We start from the raw sequence: 20,713 nt of genomic DNA, 5'->3' as shown, positions 1-20,713 counted from the left end.
ACCCAGCCCCGTACCGAGCGCGCCGGAGAGCAGACCATGACAGCCGCCATCGAGCCCGCGGCGCCCCTCGCCCGGGCCACGTCCGACCCCGATGTCCCCCGCCCGGTCAGCGCTCCCGCGACGCCCGGTGACCGGCTGTTCCGCGGCGTGCTGCGGGCGGCCGGCCTCTCGGTCTTCGTGATCATGGGCCTGATCGCGTTCTTCCTCCTGCTCCGGGGCTCGGACGCGCTCCGGGCGGTCGGCTGGTCGTTCCTGACCGAGCAGAAGTGGCGCACCCAGGCGCACTCCTTCGGCATCGCGGCGGTGCTGCCCAACGGCCTGCTGATCGCGGTGATCGCGCTGGTCATCGCGGTGCCGGTGGCGCTGACCACCGCCGTCTTCATCTCGGAGTACGCGCCGGTCCGGCTGCGGGCGACGCTGATCTCGCTGGTCGACCTGATGGCGGCGATCCCCAGCATCGTCTACGGCCTGTGGGGCCTGTTCTTCCTGCAGCCCCGGATCATCGGCTTCGTCCGCTGGACGGCGATGCACCTGGGGGACACGATCCCGTTCCTCAAGGTGCGCACCGGCGACATCGGCACCTCCTACACCTCGTCCACCTTCATCGCGGGGGTGGTGGTGTCGCTGATGATCATCCCGATCGTGGCCTCGCTCAGCCGGGAGGTGTTCTCCCAGGCGCCGCAGGGCGAGCGGGAGGGCGCGTACGCGCTGGGCAGTACCCGCTGGGGGATGGTGCGCACGGTGGTGCTGCCGTTCGGCCGGGGCGGCGTGATCGGGGCCGTGATGCTGGGGTTCGGCCGGGCGATGGGCGAGACCATCGCGGTCGCGCTGATCATCTCGCCGAACTTCAAGGCGATCACCCATGTGCTGGAGAACGGCGCCAACTCGATCTCGGCGCTGATCGCCCTGCGCTTCGGGGAGTCGGACGCGCTGTCGCTGTCCGCGCTGATGGCGGCCGGCCTGGTGCTGTTCGCGCTCACCCTGCTGGTCAACCTGGCGGCGGGTGTCGTCATCAACCGGTCCCGCTCCGGCGCGACCACGGCGGACTGACCGTGCCCGGCCGCCCGGCCCCGCAGGCTCCGGCCGACCGCGCCCCACTGCCGCCCCGCCGCATCGAAGGGACCACCGGATGACCACCCTCGACCTTCCCCCCGCGCCGGCTCCGTCCACGGCCGCCCCCGGGCCGGCCGGGACCGCCGGGGCGCCGGCCGCCCCCGGGCCCGAACGGCGGGTCCGGCTCGGCGGGGTCACGCGCGAGGACGTGCTGACCCTGCTGGGCGCCGTCGGCGGCTCGCTGGCGCTCGACTGGCTGCTGTACGAGCGGGTGCTCCCGTTCAGCGGCGCGCTCGGGTTCCTGCTCTGCTGGTACCTGCTCTTCCTGGCGGGGTACTTCGTGCTCGGCCGGCTCCAGTGGGAGTCGCAGCTGGTGCGCGAGCGGCTGGTCGCGGTGGTGACCTGGAGCTCGGGCCTGCTGGTGGTCGGGCTGATCGCCGACCAGGTCGGCTACGTCCTGCTCAAGGGCCTGCATGCGGCCCGCCACCTGAACTTCTTCACCGAGTCGATGGAGACGACCGCCGCGCTCTCCCCCATCACCTCCGGCGGCGCCCTCAACGCGGTGGTCGGATCGCTCGAACAGCTGGGCCTGGCCACGTTGTTCGCCGTCCCGCTGGGGATCGCCGCGGCCGTCTTCATGTCCGAGGTCGGCGGCCGGATGGCCCGGCCGGTGCGGACCCTGGTCGAGGCGATGACGGCGCTGCCGTCGATCGTCGCCGGCCTGTTCATCCTCGGCATCGTGATCGTCACGATGGGCGCGGAGAAGAGCGGGTTCGCGGCCTCGCTGGCGCTCACCGTGATGATGATGCCGATCGTCACCCGGGCCGCCGAGGTGGTCGTCCGGCTGGTGCCCGGCACCCTGCGGGAGGCCTCGTACGCGCTCGGCGGCAGCCAGTGGCGGACGGTCTGGAACGTCGTCCTGCCGACCGCCCGCCCCGGCCTGGTGACGGCGGTGGTGCTGGGGATGGCACGAGGTGTCGGCGAGACCTCGCCGGTGCTGCTGACCTCCGGCTTCACCTCGCAGTTCAACGGCAACCCGTTCGCCGAGCACCAGGTGTCGCTGCCGCTCTACATCTGGAACTACGTGAAGCAGCCCTACCCCGAGATGGTCTCGCGGGCCTTCGCCGCCGCCCTCACCCTGATGGTCGTGGTGCTGGTCCTGTTCGTCACCGCCCGCGTCGTCGGCGGCCGTGCCCCGGGGCAGCTGACCCGCCGTCAGCGCCGGCGGATCGACCGGGCCGCCCGGCCCGCCGGGCCCGCCCCGGCCGCCGGCCCCGCCGAGCACGCCCGCCCCGCGACGGCCGCCCGGTCCGCCCGACCCGTCCGGGAGTCCTGATGTCCCTGCCCCGCACCCCGCGCTCCGGAGGAGTCCCCATGTCCTGGGAGGCCGCAAGCCGCCCCGTGCCGCGACCGCCGGCCCTGCTGCTGTCCTTGCTGCTGGTCGCCCTGACCCTGCTGCTGGGGCAGAGCACGCCCGCGTACGCCGCCACCTCGCTCAACGCGGACGGCTCCAGCTGGGCGGGACCGGCGATCGACCAGTGGCGCCAGGACGTCGCGCCGCAGGGCATCCAGATCAACTTCAACGCGGTCGGCTCGGCCGCCGGCCGGACCCAGTGGACCATCGGCCAGGACGACTTCACCGCCTCGGACGTCCCGTTCCGCACCCAGGCCGACACCGGTCTCGGCTCCGCCGCGCACAGCAACGGCGCCGGCAACAGCGAGCCGCAGGTGTACGGGTACTCGTACGTCCCGATCACGGCCGGCGGCACCACGTTCATGTACAACCTGGTGGTGGCCGGCAAGCAGGTGCGTGACCTGCGGCTGTCCCCGCAGACGGTGGTGGACATCTTCACCAACAAGATCACCTCCTGGGACGACCCCCGGATCACCGCCGACTACGGCCGGGCGCTGCCCAAGCTGCCGATCACCCCGATCGTCCGCTCCGACGGCTCCGGCGCCACCGCCCAGTTCACCCGCTGGATGTCGCACACCCACAAGGACCAGTGGGAGGCGTACTGCACCCAGATCAACGGTTACAGCTGCGGCGACTACACGGAGTTCTTCCCGCCCTCCGGCCGGATGGTCGCGCAGAACGGCTCCGACGTGGTGGCCGGGTACATCAAGTCGCAGGCCGGGCTCGGCACCATCGGCTACGACGAGTACGCCTTCGCCAAGCGCAGTAACTGGCCGGTCGTGAAGGTGCTCAACGCGGCCGGGTACTACTCGCTGCCGACCGCCTCCAACGTGGCCATCGCGCTGACCGCCGCCAAGATCCGCGGCGTCGACGACAACACTCCGCCGGACGACCCCAACTTCCTGCAGCAGAACCTCGACGGCGTCTACACCATGAACGACCCGCGCTCGTACCCGATCTCCAGCTACAGCTACCTGATCGTGCCGCGCGCGGGGGCCAGCCTGCCGGTGCCGCCGCGCTTCAACAACGACAAGGGCAGCGCGCTGAGCCGGTTCATCGCGTACGTGCTCTGCGAGGGCCAGGGCGAGGCGGACGGTCTCGGCTACTCGCCGATCCCGCGCGGCCTGGTGAAGGGCGGGATGCTGCAGGTCCAGCACATCCCGGGGAACGCCAGCCCGGTGGACCCGAACTCGCTGAGCAACTGCGCCAACCCGACCTTCAACTCGGCCGGCCAGCTCACCGTGCTCACCAACGCGCCGCAGCCGAGCCCTTGCGACAAGGCCGGCACCCCGATCGACTGCACCGTCCAGGGCGGCCAGGCCGTGCCCAAGGGCGGCACCGGCGGCGCCGGCGCCGGCACGGGCGGCAGCGGCGGCACCAAGACTCCGGGCACGGGCGGGAGCGGCGGCACCGGCGGCACGGGCGGCTCGGGTTCCGGTACCGGTGGAACCGGCGGTACGGGCGGGAGCGGCGGTGACCCGGCGGGCGCGGCCCCCGCGCCGGCCGCGGGCGAGGAGGCCGCCGCCGAGCAGGTGGTGGACCCGCAGACCGGCCAGGTGGTCGCGGCAGGACGCGGCGGCGCGGCCGGTGAGATCCCGGCCACCGTGGTCGCGGTCGACGGGCGGCCCGAGGACTGGCTGCTGACCACGCTGACGGCGCTGGAGCTGCTGGCGGTGGTCGCCGTGCCGCCGCTGCTGGGCGGCCATCTGCTCCGGCGGCGCCGGCAGACCCCGGGCGGCCCGGCATGACGGCCCGCCGCACCGCCGGAACCACGCAGAGGAGGAGACGGTGAGCGCACCCACGATCGACCCGGCGTCCGTCACCGTGCCGGCCCCCGCCGGGCCCGGGGCGGCGGCGCCGGCGAGGCTGTCCAAGGCCCCCGTGCCGGCCCCCGCGGCCGCGCCGGCGGCCGGGCGGTCCACCGCCCGGCGGCGGTTCCTCCAGGCGGCCTGGGCGGCGAGCCTGGCGGCCGCCCTGCTGACCGGCTTCGTCGGCTACCTCTTCACCCTGTCCCACGTGCAGCAGCGGCACTCCCAGTCGACCTCCTACAAGACCTTCCGGGACCAGCTCGCCAAGGCCGTCGCCCCGACCGGCGCGGCCGCCGACGGCGCGCCCGTGGCGCTGATCGACATCCCCGCCATCGGCCTGCACCAGGCCGTGGTGGTGGAGGGCACCACCGGCCGGGACCTGATGCGCGGCCCGGGCCACCGGCGGGACACCGCGCTGCCCGGCCAGCAGGGCGTGAGCGTGCTGTTCGGGCGCGGGGCGAGCTTCGGCGCGCCGTTCGCCCGGCTGTCCGAGCTGCGGGTCGGCGACAAGATCACCACCACCACCGGGCAGGGCAGGTTCACGTACACCGTGAACGTCTACGGGGGCGCGGACCAGCCGATCACCGACCCGGCGCGGAACCGGCTGGTGCTGGTCACCGGCGACTCCGGCTGGATCCCGTCCGGGGCGGTGCTGATCGGCGCCCGGCTCGACGACGAGGCCCTGCCGAACCCCGGCGGCCGGCCCGCCACGATCGCCTACGACAAGGCCCTCGCGGCCGACAAGGGCGCGCTCGCCGCACTGCAGCTCTGGACGCTCGGACTGCTGGGCGCCGTGCTGGCGGCCACCGCCGCGGCCCGCTGGTGGCGCCGCTCGGCCGCCTACCTGAGCTTCGCGCCGGTGCTCGGCGCGCTGCTCTGGAGCGTGTACGAGAACGCCGCCGCCCTGCTGCCCAATCTCTACTGACGCGCGCCTGCCCCACGCTCCGGAGGACCGCACCGATGACCGACGCACCGAACCTGACCGCCGATCTGCCCGTGGCCCGGCCCGCCGGCACCGTGCCGCCCGGCGCCGCCGAGACCACCCTGACCCTGCCGCCCGTCCCGTCCGGCGCCTTCGCCGACGCGCCCGCCGAGGGCCTGGCCGGCCTCGAAACCCGGGACGTGTCGGCCTGGTTCGGCTCCCACAAGGTGCTGGAGCGGGTCTCGCTCGGCATGGCCGCCGGTGAGGTGACGGCGCTGATCGGCCCGTCCGGCTGCGGCAAGTCGACCTATCTGCGGATCCTCAACCGGATGCACGAGATGGTCCGCGGCGCGGCGCTGGCCGGTGAGGTGCTGCTGGACGGTGACGACGTCTACCGGCCGGGCCGCCGGCCGGCGGAGGTGCGGCGGCGGATCGGCATGGTGTTCCAACGCCCCAATCCCTTCCCGGCGATGTCGATCCAGGACAATGTCGCGAGCGGGCTGAAGCTGGCCGGGATCAAGGTCGGCAAGGAGGAGCGCGAGCACCTGGTGGAGTCCAGCCTGCGCCGGGCCGGACTCTGGGACGAGGTGGCCACCCGGCTGCACACGCCGGGCGGGTCGCTCTCCGGCGGCCAGCAGCAACGCCTGTGCATCGCCCGCTCGTTGGCGGTCTCACCGGACATCCTGCTGATGGACGAGCCCTGTTCGGCGCTCGACCCGACCTCCACCCGCCGGGTCGAGGAGACCATCGCGGAGCTGCGCGGGCGGCTCACCATCGTGATCGTCACCCACAACATGCAGCAGGCGCAGCGGGTTTCGCAGTCCTGCGCGTTCTTCCTGGCCACCCACGACACCCCCGGCCGGATCGTCGAGGCGGGCCCGACCGAGCAGCTCTTCGGCAGCCCGCGCGACCAGCGCACCGCCGACTACGTCAACGGCCGCTTCGGGTAGGCCGGACCCCGGCACCGGCCACGTCGGCTGCCGCCACGGCCCCGGCCGGCCCGGCCACGTCGGCCGGCCTGCTGTGACTGCTGGGCCCGGTGTGACCACTGGGCCGAAGGGGGGAACCGTACGGGCGGCGCCGCCCGCACGCCGGGGCGCGCCGTTACCGGCCCGAACAGGTGTCGTTGGGCCGGTAGGACCAGTTCGCCGATGAGAGGACCGGACGATGCCCACCCCCGCCACTGCCGCCACCACCGCCGTGCCCCCCGCCAGGGAGGCAGCCCCGGCCGGACCCGGTGAGCATGCGGGGAAGCATCCCGGCGAGCCGGGCGTGACCGATCCGGACCTGCTCGCGGACCCGGTCGGCGGGTACGGGCGGCTGCGTGAGCAGGGCCCGATCGTCCGGGGCCGCGGGGCCGACGGCGCGCCGGTCTGGCTGGTCACCCGGCACGACGACGTCCGGGAGCTGCTGCGCGACCAGCGGTTCGTCAACTCCCCCGCCCCGGTGCCCGGCCGGCCGGCCGAGGGGGCCGGGTGCACCGGGACCCCGGAGGCGCGGCAGGCCCCCGGGGACGCCGGCCGCCCGCTCCTGCCCGGATCGCTGCCGGACAACGACCGGCCCGCCCACACCAGGCTGCGCCGGCCGGCCGCGCGGGCCCTCTCCGCCCGCCGGCTGCAGGCCCTGCGCCCCCGGGTCGAGCGGATCGCGGAGGAGCTGCTGGACGCCCTGCCCGGGCACGCCGTCGGCGGCGCGGTCGACCTGGTCGAGCACTACGCGTACCCGCTGTCGACCGGCGTCCTCGCCGAGCTGGTGGGGGTGCCGGAGGCCGACCGGGGGCTGTGGCGCGACTGGGGCGCCGAGCAGGCCGCCGGACGCGCGGACGCCGCCACCGCCGCCCTGGCCGGCCGCCTGCGGGAGCTGGCCGCCCGGCGCCGGGCCGAGCCCGTCGACGACCTGGTCAGCGCCCTCCTGCGCCCCGACGAGACGGCGGGCGGGGGAGCGGCCGGGGCCGCCTGCGGGGCGGCGGCGGGCGGCGGGCGGATCAGCGACGAGGAGGTGGCCGGCCTGGTGCTGGCGCTGGTCGCGGCCGGTCTCGGGCCCACCGCGGACCTGATCGCCAACGGCGCGGCGGCGCTGCTCGGCCATCCCGCCGAGCGGGCCCGGCTCGACGCCGATCCGGCGCTGTGGCCGCGCGCCGTCGAGGAGCTGGTGCGCTGGTGCGGCCCGGTGCAGCTGACCGGGCCGCGCTGGGCCACCGAGGACCTGACCTTCCGGGACACCCGGATCCGGCGCGGCGAGGCGGTGCAGCTCGTCCTGGTGGCGGCGAACTTCGACCCCCGCCGCCACCCCCACCCGGAGCGGCTCGACCTGACCCGCGAGCCGGCCGGCCCGGGCGAGCAGCAGGTCGCCTTCGGCCACGGCATCCACTCCTGCCTCGGCGCCGGGCTGGCCCGGCAGGAGGCGGAGGTGGCCCTGGCCGCGCTGCTGCGGCGCCACCCCGGGCTCGCCCTCGCGGTGCCGCCCGAGCAGCTGGAGCGCGTCCCGCTGCCGGAGGGCCGCCGGCTCCGGCACCTCCCGGTGCGCCTGGGGCGGACGGGCTGAGCCCGGCCGCCCGGGGTCAGGCCTGCGCGTCCCCGGTGCCGCCCAGCAGCGTCTCCAGCACGGTCGCCACGCCGTCCTGCTCGTTGCTCACGGTGTGCGTGGCGACGGCGGCGAGCACCTCGGGGTGGGCGTTGGCCACCGCGTAGGCGCGGCCGGCCCAGGCCAGCATCTCCAGGTCGTTCGGCATGTCGCCGAAGGCCACCACCTCGCCGCTGTCGATGCCGTGCCCGGCGCACCAGCGGGCCAGCGTGCTGGCCTTGGTGACGCCCGGCGCGCTGATCTCCAGCAGCGGGATCGGGCTGGACCGGGTGATCTCGGCGAGGTGCCCGGCGGCCTTGCGGGCCTCGCTCAGCAGCTTGTCCGGGTCGAGGTCGGGGTGCTTGGCCAGCAGTTTGAACAGGTCGCGGACCTCGCCGCCCGGGCCGAGCAGCTCCTCGGCCGGGCCGACCGGGTGGCTCTCGTCCGAGCCCCACATCCGCACCTCGTAGCCGGGCTCGCGGGCGAAGCCCCCCGGGTACTCGAAGGCGAAGGCGGTGCCGGGCAGCTTGGCGCGCAGCGCGGTGATCACGGCGAGCGCGTTCTCCGCGGTCAGCGGGAAGGTCTCCAGCAGCTCGCCGCGCCGGACGTCGACGATCGCGCCGCCGTTGGAGCAGATCGCCACACCGTGACCGCCGACGTGCGGGCTGACCTGCTGCATCCAGCGCGGCGGGCGCCCGGTGACGAACACCACCTGGATCCCGGCCGCCTCGGCGGCGGCCAGCGCGGCGGCGGTGCGGGCGGAGACGGTGCCGCCGGCGCAGAGCAGGGTGCCGTCCAGGTCGGTGGCGATCAGGCGGGTGCGGGGCGTCGGCCGGCCCGGGGTGGTGGTCACCGATCCATCTTCGCTCACCGGTCGGGAGAGGTCACCGATCCGGTCGCCCCCGGCCGATTCCGGGCCGGGCCGGTCGCCGCCCGGAGGACTTCGGTCGGGAGCCACTCCCACGGGTGAAGGCGGGCATCGGCGCGCGCGAGGCCGGGCTACCGTCCGTGATTGATCGACCACGTAAGGCTGATACCCCGGCGGTGCGCCAACACCCCGGGGCGCGGCAACAGGAACCAAAGCCCAAGGAGTCCCCGTTGCGGATTCATCGTAGCGTTCACAAGTCCCGGTACACCGTGATCTCGAACGGCGTGGTATGGGACACCGCCCTGAGTTTCAACGCCCTGGGGCTGCTGCTCCGGCTGCTGTCGCTGCGCGACGGCGACACCGTGAACATCCGCACCCTGGCCGCCGAACGCTCCACCGGGCGGGACGCCGTCCGCTCCGGCCTGCGTGAACTGGCGCGGCGCGGCTACTACCGGGTGGTCAGGATCCGGGACGCGGTGACCGGCCGGATCCACTCGGTCTCCCACGTGTACGAGACGCCGTACGTCCCCGAGGCCGCCGAGGCCGCCGAGCCCGCCGAGCCCGCCGAGCCCGGTGAGGCCGGTGAGGCCGCCGAGCCCGGTGAGGTCGGTGAAGCCGGCGGGTCCGGCGAGTGCCCCGGTGCGGGCGGCCGCCCGGCGGCCGGGAACCCGCACCCCGGCGGCCCGCACCCCGGGATCCCGGGAACCACCCCTACCGGGGTTGTCACTACTACGGGGGAAGTACTGACCACCCTTCCGGGCGACGGGCCCGACGCGAGGCCCGGCCCGTGCCCCGAACCGGAGCCCCTGCTGCCGGAGCCCGCGCGGCCCCGGCGCCGGACGGTCTCCCGGCCCGCGCCCCTGCCGGGGGCGGTCGCCCCGGTCACCTCGGCCGCCCCTGCTGCCCTGCCCGCCCCTGCTGCCCCTGCCGCCCCTGGCACCCCGCCCGGGCCGGTCAGTGCCGCCGCGAGGGTCGTCCTGCACGGCCTCACCGCCGCCGACCACCGGCTGACCCTGGGCGCCCGCGACCGGGCCGCCCTGGCCCCGCTGGTCGAGGAGTGGCTCGCCCGCGGCGCCACCGACGGACAGATCGTCGCGGCCGCCACCCAGGGCCTGCCCGCCACTCTCCGCAACCCCGCCGCCCTGCTCACGTACCGGCTCAAGGACAAGCTCCCGCCCGAGCCCCGGCCCGCCCCGCCCCGGCCGCCCGCCCTCGCCGAGCACCCCGAGTGCGAGGGCTGTGACCGGCCGCTGATCACGTCTGGTCCCCGGTCCGACGGCCTCTGCGGGGACTGCCGGCAGATCCGTGACACCCCGCTCCTGCCGCCCGGGCACTGGGCTCTCGCGGCCCCGTCCGTCATGTGAGCACCCTTCCGCAGGGCGGCTGTTGACGTTCGGTAACCTTCCTGTGTGTAACATCCGACCATCTTTCGAGCGTCTGTATGGATACGGTGCTCAGGTCCGTACCGGATTCCGTCGGTGAAAGGTGCGCTTGTGTCGGGGCAGTGGAACGAAGGCCCGTACGGGGGCGGCGGCGAGGAGTCCGGCGCCGCGCCGGGCCGCGCCGTGCGCGCAGGCGCCGCGACCAGGCCCGAGCCAGGCGTGCCCGCACCCAGACCGGGCGGCCGTGCGGAGGCCCGCCGGGCCGCACAGGGGCGTGGCGGCCGGGGCGCGCAGCCGCCGGGTGACGGCCGGGGCGCCGCCCCCGCCGGTCGTGGCCGCAAGCCGAAGCGGAGCCGGAAGAAGCTGATCGCCTGGACGGCGGCCAGCGCCATGGTGCTGCTGGTCGCCGGCGGCGGCGCGGTCTACCTGCTGTTCAACGGCAACATCAAGAGCTTCGACCCGGACGCCGTCTCCACCGACCGCCCGCCCGAGGCGCAGGCCGACGCCAACGGCAACAAGCCCGTCAACGTCCTGCTGCTCGGCTCCGACAGCCGCAGCGGCAGCAACAGCGACCTCGGCGGCGGCGACTCCGAGGGCGCCCGCTCGGACACCACGATCCTGCTGCACGTCTACGCCGACCACAAGCACGCCGTGGGCATATCCATACCGCGCAACGCCCTGGTCACCCTGCCTTCCTGCAAGCTGCCCAGCGGCAAGTGGACCAAGGAGAAGACCGGCGCGCTGTTCAACGAGGCCTTCGCGCTGGGCGGCACCACCGAGGGCAACCCGGCCTGCGCCCAGAACACCGTCGAGAAGCTGACCGGCATCCGGGTGGACCACACCATCGTGGTCGACTTCCAGGGCTTCTCCACGATGACCAAGGCCGTCGACGGCGTCGACGTCTGCCTGCCCGAGGCCATCTACGAGGGGGACATCAACCCGAACCTCGGCAAGAAGGGCAAGGTCGTGCTGCCGATGGGCAAGCAGAAGGTCGACGGCCAGCTCGCGCTGGACTACGTCCGGCTGCGGCACGGCATCGGCGACGGCTCCGACATCGGCCGGATGAAGCGCCAGCAGGCGTTCATGGGCTCGCTCATCTCCAAGGTGAAGAAGCAGGGCCTGAGCCCCACCACCCTGCTCCCGCTGGCCAACGCCGCCACCAAGTCGATGACCGTCGACCCCGGCCTCGACAGCGTGGACAAGCTGCTCTCCTTCGGCCTGTCGATGAAGAACATCGACATGCACGACCTGAAGTTCCTGACCCCCCGCTGGCAGTACCACGGCGAGAACATCGACCTCGTGCACCCGAACGTCGACAACCTCTGGGCCACCCTCAAGGCCGACCGCACCATCGACGGCCAGGACGCCACCGGCCAGGCCGAGGCGCCCGCCGCGAGCCCGGCGGCGCCCGCCGCACCGGTCAGCACGGTGGCCGCGCCGCCCGCCGCCCCCGACGGCAACGGCACCGGCATCAAGGTCGCCGTCTACAACGGCACCACCGCCAACGGCATCGCCGGCAAGGCGGCCGAGGCGCTCAAGGCCGCGAAGTTCACCGTCACCAAGACCACCGGAGCCCCCTCCACCAACCACGCCACCACCGTCGTCGAGTACGGCTCCGGCCAGAAGGCCAACGCCGAGAAGGTGGCCGCGCTCTTCCCCGGCGCCACCCTCACCCCCACCGGTGCGGCGGGCATCAGCCTGGTCCTGGGCAAGGACTACGCGGACGCCAACGGCGGTGGCACGGGCGCCTCCGGAGCCCCGGGCACCCCCGCCCCGCCGCCCACCCTGGCACCCGCCGACACCGCCGACGCCCGCTCCGCCGACGACGACATCTGCGCCAACACGACGTACGGCAGCGGCGGTTGAGTCACGGCCCGGCGAGCGGCCGGCCGACGGGCCGCCGGTAGACCTGCCGGGAGCCGCCCTCCGGCCCCGCCGGGGCCGGCTCCCCGGGGGTGAACCCGAGGCCCTCGTAGAACGCCCGGGCCCCGCCCGCCTCGGCGCCCGGGTGGCCGGCGCCGAAGGTCACCACCTCGACCGTCCCGCCGCCGGCCGCGAACCGGCCCAGGGCCTCCGCCATCAGCGCCCGCCCGACCCCCAGTCGGCGCGCCTCCTCGGAGACGACCAGCCAGTGGACGTGGTGCAGCGGGGGTTCGGACCCGAAGAGCAGACCGCCGAGCAGCCGGTCACCCGTGGGGGCGTCCACCACCAGCGCCGCTCCCCGGCCGATGTGTTCCTCGACGGCCCGCCGGAACCCGGGATCGTCCACCATCGGCCCGAACCACTGCTCGACCTGCCCGGCCAGGCCCAGGAAGCCGGCAAGGTCCATGCCCCGGGCGACTCTGACGATCATTCGGCCAGTCTGGCAGAGCGCGCCCCGGCACCCCGGGTGACGCGGCCCGGCCGGGGCCGGCCCGGACCGGGCAGGATCAGACCGGGCAGGATCAGACCGTGCCGAACTCCCCGGCCTTGACGCCCGCCACGAAGGCCGCGAAGGCCTCGGCGGAGAAGACCAGCGCGGGGCCCTCGGGGTCCTTCGAGTCACGGACGGGCATGAGGCCGGTGAAGCCGGCGGCGACCTCGATGCAGGCGCCGCCGCCGTTGCTGTAGGAGCTCTTGCTCCAGGGGGCGCCAGTGAGGTCGATGCGGTGGCTCATGTTCAGAAGTTCCTTCCGGCGAGCGCGGATCATGCCCAGGGACTCAACCTGTGAGCAGGCTGTGACCTGCAGCCGATCGTAGTCCAGGACCCATTCCGCGACGGTAGTCGTCCCGCTCTCCAGATAGCCTCGTTGCAGAGTTTCTGTGTATCCGAGCACTGTCTGATCGGGCAGTGTCAGAAGATATACGGGCATGGTGAACGGAACGCGTTCGCCCAGGTCGAACGGGGCGACCTGGAGCACCACGTTGGGCCGCCTCGCCAGGCATTCGAGATGATGAAGCTGCTCGGCCATCACGGCGGGCCCGCCGACGGTCCTGCGCAGGCAGCTCTCGTCCAGCACGGCGTGCACCAGCGGAGCCGGCGTACGGTCCAGCAGGCGTTGCCTGGCCAGCCGGAAGGCCCGCCGCTCGTCGGCCTGCGCCTGGTCGATGTTCCCGCGTTTCACGGCCGCCTGGACGAGCGCCGTCATGTAGGAATCCGTTTGCAGAAGTCCGGGAATCACGCCCATTTCGAACAGGCGTATTTCCGTCGTCACCGCCTCACGGTCGGCGAACTCGGGGAATCCCTCGATCAGGGCGTCGTTGCCGAGGTGCCACCACATCAGTTCGAGCGTGCCGCCCGTCCGCAGGGCCGCGTCCGCGTCCCTGGCGAAACGCACCGGCGGCATCCGCTCCGCCCGCTCGACGTACGACACGTACGAGCCGGTGTAGCCGACCCGGGCACCGAGTTCGGCCTGCGTCAGCCCGCCGGCCTGCCGGGACCGTCGCAACTGGGTGCCGAAGGCGGCGAGCGGCGAGGACGACGGGTCGAGCTTCCTGATGTTCATGGGCCCCAAATCAACAGATCTGACTGTCCACTCAAAACCGTTCCGATCGTAGCCGCCCACGGTGACCATGGGAGTACAAAGAGTGAGAGGCGCGGAGCGCCCACGCACCTACGGAGACGTGATCATGACGATTCCTCAGTCCGACCGGCAGGACGCAGCCCCGGCGGTGACCAGGGACCGCAGCATGCCGTTCTGCCAGTGTCCGGCGAACTGCGGCGGGCGGCCCGAGGCGCATCTCCGGCTGGAGAGCCCGTATCCGGAGGTCGCCCCGGGCGCGCCCGGGACACCGCCGTCCGATCCCTACCAGCCCTCCAGGAGAGGCGAGTTGGTGGTCGACGTGCGGTCCGGCCGGACCGGCGTCTTCATGGGCCGGATGGGCACGGCGGTGTACCTGCGGCCGGAGAGCGGCGGGGTGGAGTGGGAGGCCGATCCGCACTGGCTGGACCGGCCGCCGATCCCCCGGATCACCGTGCGGTCCCTGGACCAGTACCCCGGCCAGGGTGTCACGGAGGCGACCTGAGCGGCGATGCGGACGCGGCGGCGCCCGGGGCCGGGCGGCACCTCACCGCCCGGGCGCGGACCCGGTCAGCCGGCCTGCCACAGCTCGATCCGGTTGCCCCCGGGGTCGGTGACCCAGCCGAACCGGCCGACACCGTCCATGTCCTGGGTCTCCTCGGCCACGTCCGCCCCCTTGGCGCGCAACTGCGCGAGCATCGCGTCGAGGTCGCGGACCCGGAAGTTGAGCATCGTCTGCTGGGTCCGGGAGCCGAAGTACTCCGTCCCCGACTCGAAGGGGGCGAACACCGTCGGCCCGGCCTCCTGGTGCCAGAGACCGTGCTCGTCCGCGTCCAGGCCCAGGCAGTCGCGGTACCAGGCGCCCAGGGCCGCCGGGTCCTCGGCCCGCAGGAAGTAACCGCCGATTCCAAGCACACGTTCCATGCCGCCATCCTGCCAGGACGACGGGCGCCGGCCCGGCATCCCGGGCCCGGCCGCGGGGCACGGCGCCGGGAGCGTCGCCCGGGCGGGGGCGTGCCGGGCGCCCCTCAGCCCGTCCCGGGCGCGCCCAGGTCCAGCTCCCCGACGATCTCGCCCTCGACGCTCTCACCGGTCGGCCGGAACCCGAGCCGGCGGTAGAACGGCTCGGGCCCGTTGCCGGCCACGTGCCAGGACGTCGTCAGGGTGCGCCGCCCGCGCCGCCGCAACTCCCGCGCCACCTCCTCCACCGCGAACCGGCCCACGCCCCGGCCCTGTTGCCCGGCGGCCACGTTCAGCCGCCAGAGGCCGTCCCTGGTCACCCCGGGCGGGTCGGCGTCGAACGGCACGTCGAAGAAGGCCATCAGGAATCCGACGATCTCCTCCCCGTCCACGACCAGCCGGGGCCAGGCCCGCTCCCCGAAGGCGTAGGCCAGCGCGAGCGACTGCGCGACGGGCTGCACCAGCCGCTGCTGGTCGGGCCGGACGGACAACCGGCAGGCGTCCTCCACGTTCTCGGTGGTGATCTCGACGAGGCGGAATGCTGAGCTCATCGCGGCACCCTAGCCGCCACGGCGCCGCGGGGCCCGTGGATTTCCCCGGCCCGCCGGTGACGGACGGTGACGTCGGTGACGTCCGGTCATCGTGGTGACGACCAGTGACCGGCCCCGGCGGGCCCGGACGGTGGGGTCTCCGCGGGGCGGGGCCGGAGGTGTCGCGCGCGCCGGGCCCCGACGGGGGTTGTAACGGGCCCTTCGCGGCGAGACGATGGTGGGAGCCCCACCCAGATGGCCCGACAGCCGCCAAGTCCGCCCTCGACCGCCGGTTTCCCGCAGGCGGTTCGCAGATCGGAGGCACCATCATGGCAGGCGTCAGGAGCGCGGTGGCCGGCTACGGAACACCGGTGTACTGCTCCCAGAAGGCGTCCCTGCGCCCGGCCCCGGCTCCCGGCCTCGCGCCGAACCGGGAACGCGCGATCCTCGTCATCGGGAACAAGTGGCTGAACGGCACCGTGCTGCGCTACTGCTTCCTCGACCCCACCGGCGGCGGCCGGGGCCCCGGGCAGCTGGAGGCCGTCCGGGCCGCCCTCCAGGACTGGAAGGACCTCGGCATCGGCCTGGACTTCAAGGAGGTGGACGACGCCTCGGAGGCCGAGGTCCGGATCGACTTCCGGGGCAGGTTCTCCGAGTCCGCGGTGGGCACCGACGTGCTGCTGGTCGGGCCGCACGAGGCCACCACCAACTTCGGCTGGGACCTCACCGACGCGGTGGGCCGGGCCACCGCGCTGCACGAGACCGGGCACGTCCTGGGGTTCGCCCACGAACACCAGAATCCGAATGCCGGGATCGAGTGGAACGAGGAGAAGGTCTACGCGGCGCTGGCCCTGCCGCCCAACGCGTGGGACCGGGAGACGACGTTCTTCAACATCATCCGGAAACTGGACCCCGCCGAGGTGTCCGGTTCCGTCTTCGACGCCGACTCGATCATGGAGTACCCCTTCCCGCCGGGGCTGATCAAGCGGCCCAAGAAGTACCGGATCGAGGGCATTCCCGAACCGCTCTCGCTCTCCGCCTTCGACAAGGACATGGTGCAGCAGTGGTACCCCTCGCTCGTCGCCAGGCCCCGGCACCTGGAGCCGCGCGAGTCCGTCCCGCTGCCCGCGCGGTCCGGCGGGCAGGCCGACTTCGGGATCACGCCGTCCGAGAGCCGGAAGTACGCGGTGGCCGCCTTCGGTGACGCCGACGTGGTGATGGCGCTGTTCGAGCGGGTCAACGGCGAACTCCGGTACGTCACCGCCGACGACGACAGCGGGGAGGACCGCAACGGCCGGCTGGACGTCAAGCTCTTCAAGGGCCGCAGCTACGTCGTCCGCGCCCGGCTCTACTCCGCCTGGGGCCGCGGCGAGGCCGCGCTGATGTACTGGTGAGCCGGCTGCTGACGCGCCGGTGAGGCCCGTACCGTCCCCGCGGGCCGGCGCCGGCGATGCCCCGGAGGGGACCGCCGGCGCCGGCCGGTGCGGGCGGTGCGGTCAGCCGGCCACCCGCAGGGTCACGGCGGCGGTGTGCAGCGTCCCGGCGGTCTGGAACTGCAGGAACAGCTGCCAGTCGCCGGCGGCCGGGAGTTCGGCGTGGAAGGGCAGCGTCGGCCCGCCGCCGGCGCCCTCGGCCCTGGTCTCCGGGTGCAGGTGCGCGAAGGCCTGGTCGCCCACGTGGAAGGCGGTGAGGTGGGCGTAGGACTCCAGGTACGGCTCCAGGTCGGTGACCGGGGCGCCGTCCTTCCTGACGGTGACCTTCAGCTCGGCGGCGGCCCCGGCGGTCGGGGCGTCGTCCACCGTCACGGTGTAGCCGTCGACGCTCGCCGTGGCGGTGCCGGTGGCGGTGCCGGCCGGTGCGGTGCCGGCCGTCCCCGGCACGGTCACCGGGCTGCTGAGGACCAGTCCGGTGCCCTTCCCCGGCCCGCTGTCCGGGGTGAAGGAGGCGTACACCCGCCAGCTGCCCGGGGCCAGCGCGGCCAGCGGCGCCGTCCAGCCGCCGTCGGCCGCCATCTCCGGGTGCAGGTGCTGGAAGCCCGTCAGGTCCGCGCGGATCGCGTAGAAGTGCAGCCGCTTGGTCTGCTCGACGGCGAACGCGGTGACCGGGCCGCCGTCCGGGCCGGTGATGGTGAACCGGTACTCGGCGGGGGCGCCGGCCGGCAGGGTGTCGGAGGCCGGGGACAGGCGGTAGCCGTTCTGCTCGGACGCCAGGCCGGCGCCGACGGCCGGCGCCCCCGGCGTCGTGGCGGGTGCGGTGCCCGGCATGCCGTGGCCGGCGTGGGCACCGCCGGAGGCGGCGGGGGTGGCGCTCGCGTGGCTGTGGCCGCTGTGGCCGTCGCCGTCGGCGGCCTTGCCGGCGGGGGAGCCGCAGGCGGCCAGGGTGAGGGCGAGCGCGGCGGCCGCACCGGCCAGGGCCGTGCGGCCGGCCAGGGCTGAACGGGTGGCCGGGGCCGGGCGCCCGGCGGACGCCGGGCGCGCGGGCAGCGGGCGGCGCGGGGACGTACGCAGGGGCAACTGAGCCGACATGGTTCGGTGACTCTCCGGGAGGTGCGGCCGCCCAGGCGGCACGCGGAACGGGCAGGACACGGCACCCGGGCTCCTGACGGAGCCGGGCGGTGCCTGTCACGTCCGCGCGACGCAGACCCGGAGGAGGATGTGCCGCCCGCCGCCGGGCCCGGCCCGGGAGCGGCCCGCGGACCCGCCGCAGCCGGCGGCCACGACGGCCGGCAGGACGACGGCCGAGGCGCCCGTCGCGGGCCCGGGGGCCGGCAGCGCCGCGCCGTCCCGGGCCTTGGTGGCCAGGCAGAGGGTGTCGCGGGCGTGCGGCCCGGGGGCGGCGGGCGGCGGGGCCGAGACCTCGGCGGCCCGTACGCCCGTGGCCGCGGTGACGGGCGCGGTGGCGGGTGAGGCCTCGGTCATGGGCGCGTGCCGGTGCCCGGCGGCGGCCGCGACGGCCGGCGGCCCCGGCATCGCGCCGAGGGCGCGGTGGCAGTCGCCGGCCGCCGCCGGGGAGCCGTGCATCAGGAACAGGCCGGCCAGCACGGCGCAGAGCAGCAGCAGTTGGGCCGTCGCCCGTTCGCGCGTCCCGCTGCTGCCGCTGGTCGTCATCCGGCCCTGTCCTCGGTGGGTGGCATTCGGCTGCCGACAATACCCGGGCCGGTACGGGGTGGTGGATTCCCGCGCCCGGCTCTGCCCCGGTCCGGGGCGGCCACCACCCGCGGCGAGCCCGGACGGGCCCAATTCCCGGGCCCGGTCAGGCCTTTTCCGGCCCCGGCCGGGTCCTTTTCGGACCGCTTTTCCGGCCGGAGTCCGGCAGTTGCCCCGGATTCGTTCCCGATCGGGGAATCGCGGGTAGGGATGCGGGCAGGAATGACTCGGCAATCCCCCTCCGCAGGAAGTCCGATGCCGCCTCGCTACCGCAATGACGAGCGTGACCCGGCCGGTGCCGCGAAAGCGCACCGGACCGACCGTCCTGGACCCTCCGTCTGCGAATCCTGCCGCCGGCCGCTCACGCGCTGGACGACCGCCGTCGGCGGCACCCGCTGCACCGGCTGCGCACCCGTCGCCGCCGACCCGTCGGACCGTGAACCCGTCACCCTGGGCGAGGCGTTGGCCGGTGCCTTCGCCGAGGTCGCGCGCAGCGTCCCGGCCGCGCCGCTGCTGCCCGCGCAGCGCACCGGCGGGCCGTCCGCCGGTGCGCACGCGGCGGCCCGTCCCGGCTCCGCCCCAGGTCCGGGCGCCGACGCCGGTGCCGGCTGCCGCCGCTGCGGCGCCCGGGCGATCTGGCACCTGACCGTCCGGGGCCGGTGGATCCTGATGGAGCCCGGCGAGTGGCCGACCGGCGCCGTCCCCGTCGGCAAGCGGTGGCGGATCACCGCCGACGGCATCGCCGTCAACCTCGGCGCCTCCGGCCGGCCGGACACCTGCCGGATCAGCCACTTCGACACCTGCGCCGAGGAGCCGGCGCCCTACGAGTCCTCGGTGATGCTCGGACTCTGGCACCAGCACGCCGGCTGACCCGCCGGGCCGGGGCCGCGCCGGGTGGACCACGCGCCCGGGCGGGCCGGTCCGGGCCCGGACCGTCAGCCGGCGATCTCGACCACTGTCCGCCAGGTGCTCCGGTCGTCCACCCGGGTGAGCAGGTAGTCCGCGAGGTCGGCACGGGAGAGCGGCTTCCCGTCGGCGGGCGGGCCGTCGACGGCCGTCCGGTACCGGCGGCGGGGCGGCCCGTCGGTGAGCATCGGCGGCCGGACGACCGTCCAGTCGATGTCGCTCTCCTTGACCAGGGCCTCCATCCGGGCCATGTCCGCGTACCCGTGCCGGTAGAGCCGCTGGACGACCAGGCGGGTGACCAGGCGCTGGGGCAGCGGCGTGCCCGGGGCGATCTCCAGCCCGGCGGAGGACAGGCAGAGCAGGCGGCCCACCCCGGCCCCGCGCATCGCTCCGAGGATGTTCCGGGTGCCCTGCGAGTACACCGTGGTGGGGTGCCGGCGGTCGGTGCTGCCGAGACACGACAGCACCGCGTCCTGCCCGGCGAGCGCGTGCGCCCAGGCACCCGGGTCGAGCACGTCGCCGGGGACCAGGGTGAGTGCGTCCGAGGCTCCGGTGCTGCCGGGTCCGGTGGGCGCCGGGCGGGCGACCCGGGCGGGATCGCGGACGACGGCGGTGACCTGGTGGCCCGCCGTGAGGGCCTGCGCGAGGAGCTGGGCGCCGGTGCCCCCGGTGGCGCCGAAGAGTGCGAGTCTCATGCCGGCCCCGCCAGGGCACGGACCAGTGCGGCGGCGACCGACCGCTGGCCGGCCAGGGTGAGGTGCAGGCCGTCCGGCTGGTGCGGGTCGGCGGCGGTGCCGTCGCCGTCGGCCGTGGCGGGCACGGCGGGGCGGGTGTCCACGGTCGGCTCCGGATGGGACCGCAGGAAGGCGGCGACGGCGTCGATGTCCTCGTTCGCCCAGCCGATGCCGGCCCGCCGGAAGTGCGGGTACGCGGCCACGCGCTCGGCGTGCACGCCGGCCGGGGTGAGCCAGATCCACCGGGCGGAGGTCCGGCGGCCCGCCAGCTCGCGCAGCAGCAGCAGGTTGCGCCGGGTCTCGTCCGCGCTGACCAGGCGGACGGCGTCCGGTCCCAGGCGCTGGACGTCGTTCGCGCCGAGCATGCACAGCACCCAGTCGGGGCGCCGGAGGGCGAGGGCCGGCAGCTGGGCCAGCGCCTGGGTGGTGGTGCAGCCCGGGACCGCCAGGTTGCTGAGGCGGACGCCGGCGGGAAGCAGCCGCCGCAGGATCTCGAACCAGGAGAGCCGGTCGGCGGTGGTGCTCTCCCCGATCGCCACGACGTGCTCGCCCGGCCGGAACGGCAGCCGGGCGACCAGGCCGGCGAAGCCGGTGTCCGCCAGCAGTCCGGCGGCCGCCTGCCGGACCTGCTCCTCGAAGCCCAGCAGCAGCTCACGGTGGACCGCCGGGTCGATGCCGGCCCGGGCGGCCTCCCGGGCGTCCTCCGCCCCGTCGGGCGCGGCGGGTGCTGGCAGCCGGAACCGCACCAGCCGGGCGGTCTGCTCGGCGTCCGGTGCCGGGGCGGCCCCGGACGCCGTACGGTCCTCCGCCCGTGGGGCGGGGCCGGCGGGCGGTCGCCGGCGGTCCGGTGCGTGGGGGTCGTCCGGGTGCGGCTGCTTCGGCTGGTCCGGCTGGTCCGGCTGGTTCGACTGCATGGCAGAATCCGTTC

The 20,713-nt window shown here is 74.9% G+C and carries 20 protein-coding genes; 11 read left to right on the top strand and 9 right to left on the bottom strand.

Annotated elements, in window-relative coordinates; all coding sequences use genetic code 11:
• Window positions 1–36 precede the first annotated feature (36 nt).
• The 6 genes from pstC (at window position 37) to IE329_RS02565 (ending at window position 7,741) form a co-directional block, all read left to right on the top strand.
• Window positions 37–1,050, top strand: coding sequence for a phosphate ABC transporter permease subunit PstC (gene pstC / locus IE329_RS02590; RefSeq protein ID WP_190209115.1), 1,014 nt, complete (start codon window positions 37–39; stop codon window positions 1,048–1,050).
• Window positions 1,051–1,129: 79 nt separating this feature from the next.
• The gene (pstA, locus tag IE329_RS02585) at window positions 1,130–2,389 is read left to right on the top strand and encodes a phosphate ABC transporter permease PstA (protein ID WP_190209114.1); all 1,260 of its coding nucleotides are present in this window, start codon (window positions 1,130–1,132) and stop codon (window positions 2,387–2,389) included.
• Between the two features lie 38 nt (window positions 2,390–2,427).
• A complete protein-coding gene (locus IE329_RS02580; RefSeq protein WP_190209113.1) occupies window positions 2,428–4,215 on the top strand; it encodes a phosphate ABC transporter substrate-binding protein PstS in 1,788 nt (595 codons plus the stop codon).
• Between the two features lie 40 nt (window positions 4,216–4,255).
• Complete coding sequence (locus tag IE329_RS02575) at window positions 4,256–5,200, top strand: sortase (RefSeq protein ID WP_229927116.1); 945 nt, start codon at window positions 4,256–4,258, stop codon at window positions 5,198–5,200.
• Between the two features lie 35 nt (window positions 5,201–5,235).
• A complete protein-coding gene (locus IE329_RS02570) occupies window positions 5,236–6,147 on the top strand; it encodes a phosphate ABC transporter ATP-binding protein (protein ID WP_190209112.1) in 912 nt (303 codons plus the stop codon).
• A 322-nt stretch (window positions 6,148–6,469) separates the two neighbouring features.
• Window positions 6,470–7,741 carry a cytochrome P450 gene (locus tag IE329_RS02565; RefSeq protein ID WP_229927115.1) on the top strand — a complete coding sequence of 424 codons (1,272 nt, stop codon included), beginning with the start codon at window positions 6,470–6,472 and terminating at the stop codon, window positions 7,739–7,741.
• A gap of 16 nt (window positions 7,742–7,757) precedes the next feature.
• On the opposite strand, the gene IE329_RS02560 is transcribed toward IE329_RS02565, so the two are convergent.
• Window positions 7,758–8,612 (bottom strand): HAD family hydrolase, encoded by an 855-nt coding sequence (locus tag IE329_RS02560; protein ID WP_190209110.1) that lies wholly within the window; start codon window positions 8,610–8,612, stop codon window positions 7,758–7,760.
• A gap of 245 nt (window positions 8,613–8,857) precedes the next feature.
• On the opposite strand from IE329_RS02560, the gene IE329_RS02555 reads away from it, so the two are divergent.
• Window positions 8,858–9,991: a hypothetical protein gene (locus IE329_RS02555; protein ID WP_190209109.1), complete on the top strand. Its 1,134-nt coding sequence runs from the start codon at window positions 8,858–8,860 to the stop codon at window positions 9,989–9,991.
• Window positions 9,992–10,120: 129 nt separating this feature from the next.
• Window positions 10,121–11,875: an LCP family glycopolymer transferase gene (locus tag IE329_RS02550; protein WP_229927114.1), complete on the top strand. Its 1,755-nt coding sequence runs from the start codon at window positions 10,121–10,123 to the stop codon at window positions 11,873–11,875.
• A 1-nt stretch (window position 11,876) separates the two neighbouring features.
• On the opposite strand, the gene IE329_RS02545 is transcribed toward IE329_RS02550, so the two are convergent.
• Complete coding sequence (locus IE329_RS02545; protein ID WP_190209108.1) at window positions 11,877–12,362, bottom strand: GNAT family N-acetyltransferase; 486 nt, start codon at window positions 12,360–12,362, stop codon at window positions 11,877–11,879.
• 91 nt (window positions 12,363–12,453) lie between these two features.
• On the bottom strand, window positions 12,454–13,494 hold the full coding sequence (locus IE329_RS02540) for a Scr1 family TA system antitoxin-like transcriptional regulator (protein ID WP_190209107.1): 1,041 nt from the start codon (window positions 13,492–13,494) through the stop codon (window positions 12,454–12,456).
• A gap of 124 nt (window positions 13,495–13,618) precedes the next feature.
• On the opposite strand from IE329_RS02540, the gene IE329_RS40265 reads away from it, so the two are divergent.
• Complete coding sequence (locus tag IE329_RS40265) at window positions 13,619–14,014, top strand: hypothetical protein (RefSeq protein ID WP_229927149.1); 396 nt, start codon at window positions 13,619–13,621, stop codon at window positions 14,012–14,014.
• A gap of 65 nt (window positions 14,015–14,079) precedes the next feature.
• Here the strand turns inward: IE329_RS40265 and IE329_RS02530 are convergent, their stop codons facing one another.
• Both IE329_RS02530 and IE329_RS02525 read right to left on the bottom strand, forming a co-directional pair.
• Window positions 14,080–14,433, bottom strand: a complete 354-nt coding sequence (locus IE329_RS02530) for a VOC family protein (protein WP_190209106.1) — start codon at window positions 14,431–14,433, stop codon at window positions 14,080–14,082.
• A 104-nt stretch (window positions 14,434–14,537) separates the two neighbouring features.
• Complete coding sequence (locus tag IE329_RS02525) at window positions 14,538–15,020, bottom strand: GNAT family N-acetyltransferase (RefSeq protein WP_190209105.1); 483 nt, start codon at window positions 15,018–15,020, stop codon at window positions 14,538–14,540.
• A 308-nt stretch (window positions 15,021–15,328) separates the two neighbouring features.
• Between IE329_RS02525 and IE329_RS02520 the strand changes: the two genes are divergently transcribed.
• Complete coding sequence (locus IE329_RS02520) at window positions 15,329–16,393, top strand: zinc metalloprotease (RefSeq protein ID WP_229927113.1); 1,065 nt, start codon at window positions 15,329–15,331, stop codon at window positions 16,391–16,393.
• Window positions 16,394–16,495: 102 nt separating this feature from the next.
• On the opposite strand, the gene IE329_RS02515 is transcribed toward IE329_RS02520, so the two are convergent.
• Window positions 16,496–17,512 (bottom strand): hypothetical protein, encoded by a 1,017-nt coding sequence (locus tag IE329_RS02515; RefSeq protein ID WP_229927112.1) that lies wholly within the window; start codon window positions 17,510–17,512, stop codon window positions 16,496–16,498.
• 108 nt (window positions 17,513–17,620) lie between these two features.
• A complete protein-coding gene (locus IE329_RS02510) occupies window positions 17,621–18,106 on the bottom strand; it encodes a hypothetical protein (protein ID WP_190209104.1) in 486 nt (161 codons plus the stop codon).
• A 294-nt stretch (window positions 18,107–18,400) separates the two neighbouring features.
• On the opposite strand from IE329_RS02510, the gene IE329_RS02505 reads away from it, so the two are divergent.
• On the top strand, window positions 18,401–19,015 hold the full coding sequence (locus tag IE329_RS02505; RefSeq protein WP_190209103.1) for a DUF6083 domain-containing protein: 615 nt from the start codon (window positions 18,401–18,403) through the stop codon (window positions 19,013–19,015).
• Window positions 19,016–19,080: 65 nt separating this feature from the next.
• Here the strand turns inward: IE329_RS02505 and IE329_RS02500 are convergent, their stop codons facing one another.
• Window positions 19,081–19,746 carry an NAD(P)-dependent oxidoreductase gene (locus tag IE329_RS02500; protein WP_190209102.1) on the bottom strand — a complete coding sequence of 222 codons (666 nt, stop codon included), beginning with the start codon at window positions 19,744–19,746 and terminating at the stop codon, window positions 19,081–19,083.
• Window positions 19,743–20,699 carry an SGNH/GDSL hydrolase family protein gene (locus IE329_RS02495; protein WP_190209101.1) on the bottom strand — a complete coding sequence of 319 codons (957 nt, stop codon included), beginning with the start codon at window positions 20,697–20,699 and terminating at the stop codon, window positions 19,743–19,745. Before IE329_RS02495 ends, IE329_RS02500 begins: the two co-directional genes overlap by 4 nt.
• Window positions 20,700–20,713: the final 14 nt, after the last annotated feature.

The organism is Kitasatospora indigofera (assembly GCF_014655955.1).
GTDB lineage: Bacteria > Actinomycetota > Actinomycetes > Streptomycetales > Streptomycetaceae > Kitasatospora > Kitasatospora indigofera.
The sequence above is the reverse complement of the archived record's forward strand: the minus strand, read 5'-3'. Positions and strand labels throughout refer to the sequence as shown.

What these genes read in the sequence shown, in the direction of transcription:
- IE329_RS02505 (WP_190209103.1), top strand. Translation starts at nt 18,401, where the DNA reads ATGCCGCCTCGCTACCGCAATGACGAGCGTGACCCGGCCGGTGCCGCG.
- IE329_RS02500 (WP_190209102.1), bottom strand. Translation starts at nt 19,746, where the DNA reads ATGAGACTCGCACTCTTCGGCGCCACCGGGGGCACCGGCGCCCAGCTC.
- pstC (WP_190209115.1), top strand. Translation starts at nt 37, where the DNA reads ATGACAGCCGCCATCGAGCCCGCGGCGCCCCTCGCCCGGGCCACGTCC.
- IE329_RS02495 (WP_190209101.1), bottom strand. Translation starts at nt 20,699, where the DNA reads ATGCAGTCGAACCAGCCGGACCAGCCGGACCAGCCGAAGCAGCCGCAC.
- IE329_RS02540 (WP_190209107.1), bottom strand. Translation starts at nt 13,494, where the DNA reads ATGAACATCAGGAAGCTCGACCCGTCGTCCTCGCCGCTCGCCGCCTTC.
- IE329_RS02510 (WP_190209104.1), bottom strand. Translation starts at nt 18,106, where the DNA reads ATGACGACCAGCGGCAGCAGCGGGACGCGCGAACGGGCGACGGCCCAA.
- IE329_RS02520 (WP_229927113.1), top strand. Translation starts at nt 15,329, where the DNA reads ATGGCAGGCGTCAGGAGCGCGGTGGCCGGCTACGGAACACCGGTGTAC.
- IE329_RS02545 (WP_190209108.1), bottom strand. Translation starts at nt 12,362, where the DNA reads ATGATCGTCAGAGTCGCCCGGGGCATGGACCTTGCCGGCTTCCTGGGC.
- IE329_RS02530 (WP_190209106.1), bottom strand. Translation starts at nt 14,433, where the DNA reads ATGGAACGTGTGCTTGGAATCGGCGGTTACTTCCTGCGGGCCGAGGAC.
- IE329_RS02570 (WP_190209112.1), top strand. Translation starts at nt 5,236, where the DNA reads ATGACCGACGCACCGAACCTGACCGCCGATCTGCCCGTGGCCCGGCCC.
- IE329_RS02580 (WP_190209113.1), top strand. Translation starts at nt 2,428, where the DNA reads ATGTCCTGGGAGGCCGCAAGCCGCCCCGTGCCGCGACCGCCGGCCCTG.
- IE329_RS02525 (WP_190209105.1), bottom strand. Translation starts at nt 15,020, where the DNA reads ATGAGCTCAGCATTCCGCCTCGTCGAGATCACCACCGAGAACGTGGAG.
- pstA (WP_190209114.1), top strand. Translation starts at nt 1,130, where the DNA reads ATGACCACCCTCGACCTTCCCCCCGCGCCGGCTCCGTCCACGGCCGCC.
- IE329_RS40265 (WP_229927149.1), top strand. Translation starts at nt 13,619, where the DNA reads ATGACGATTCCTCAGTCCGACCGGCAGGACGCAGCCCCGGCGGTGACC.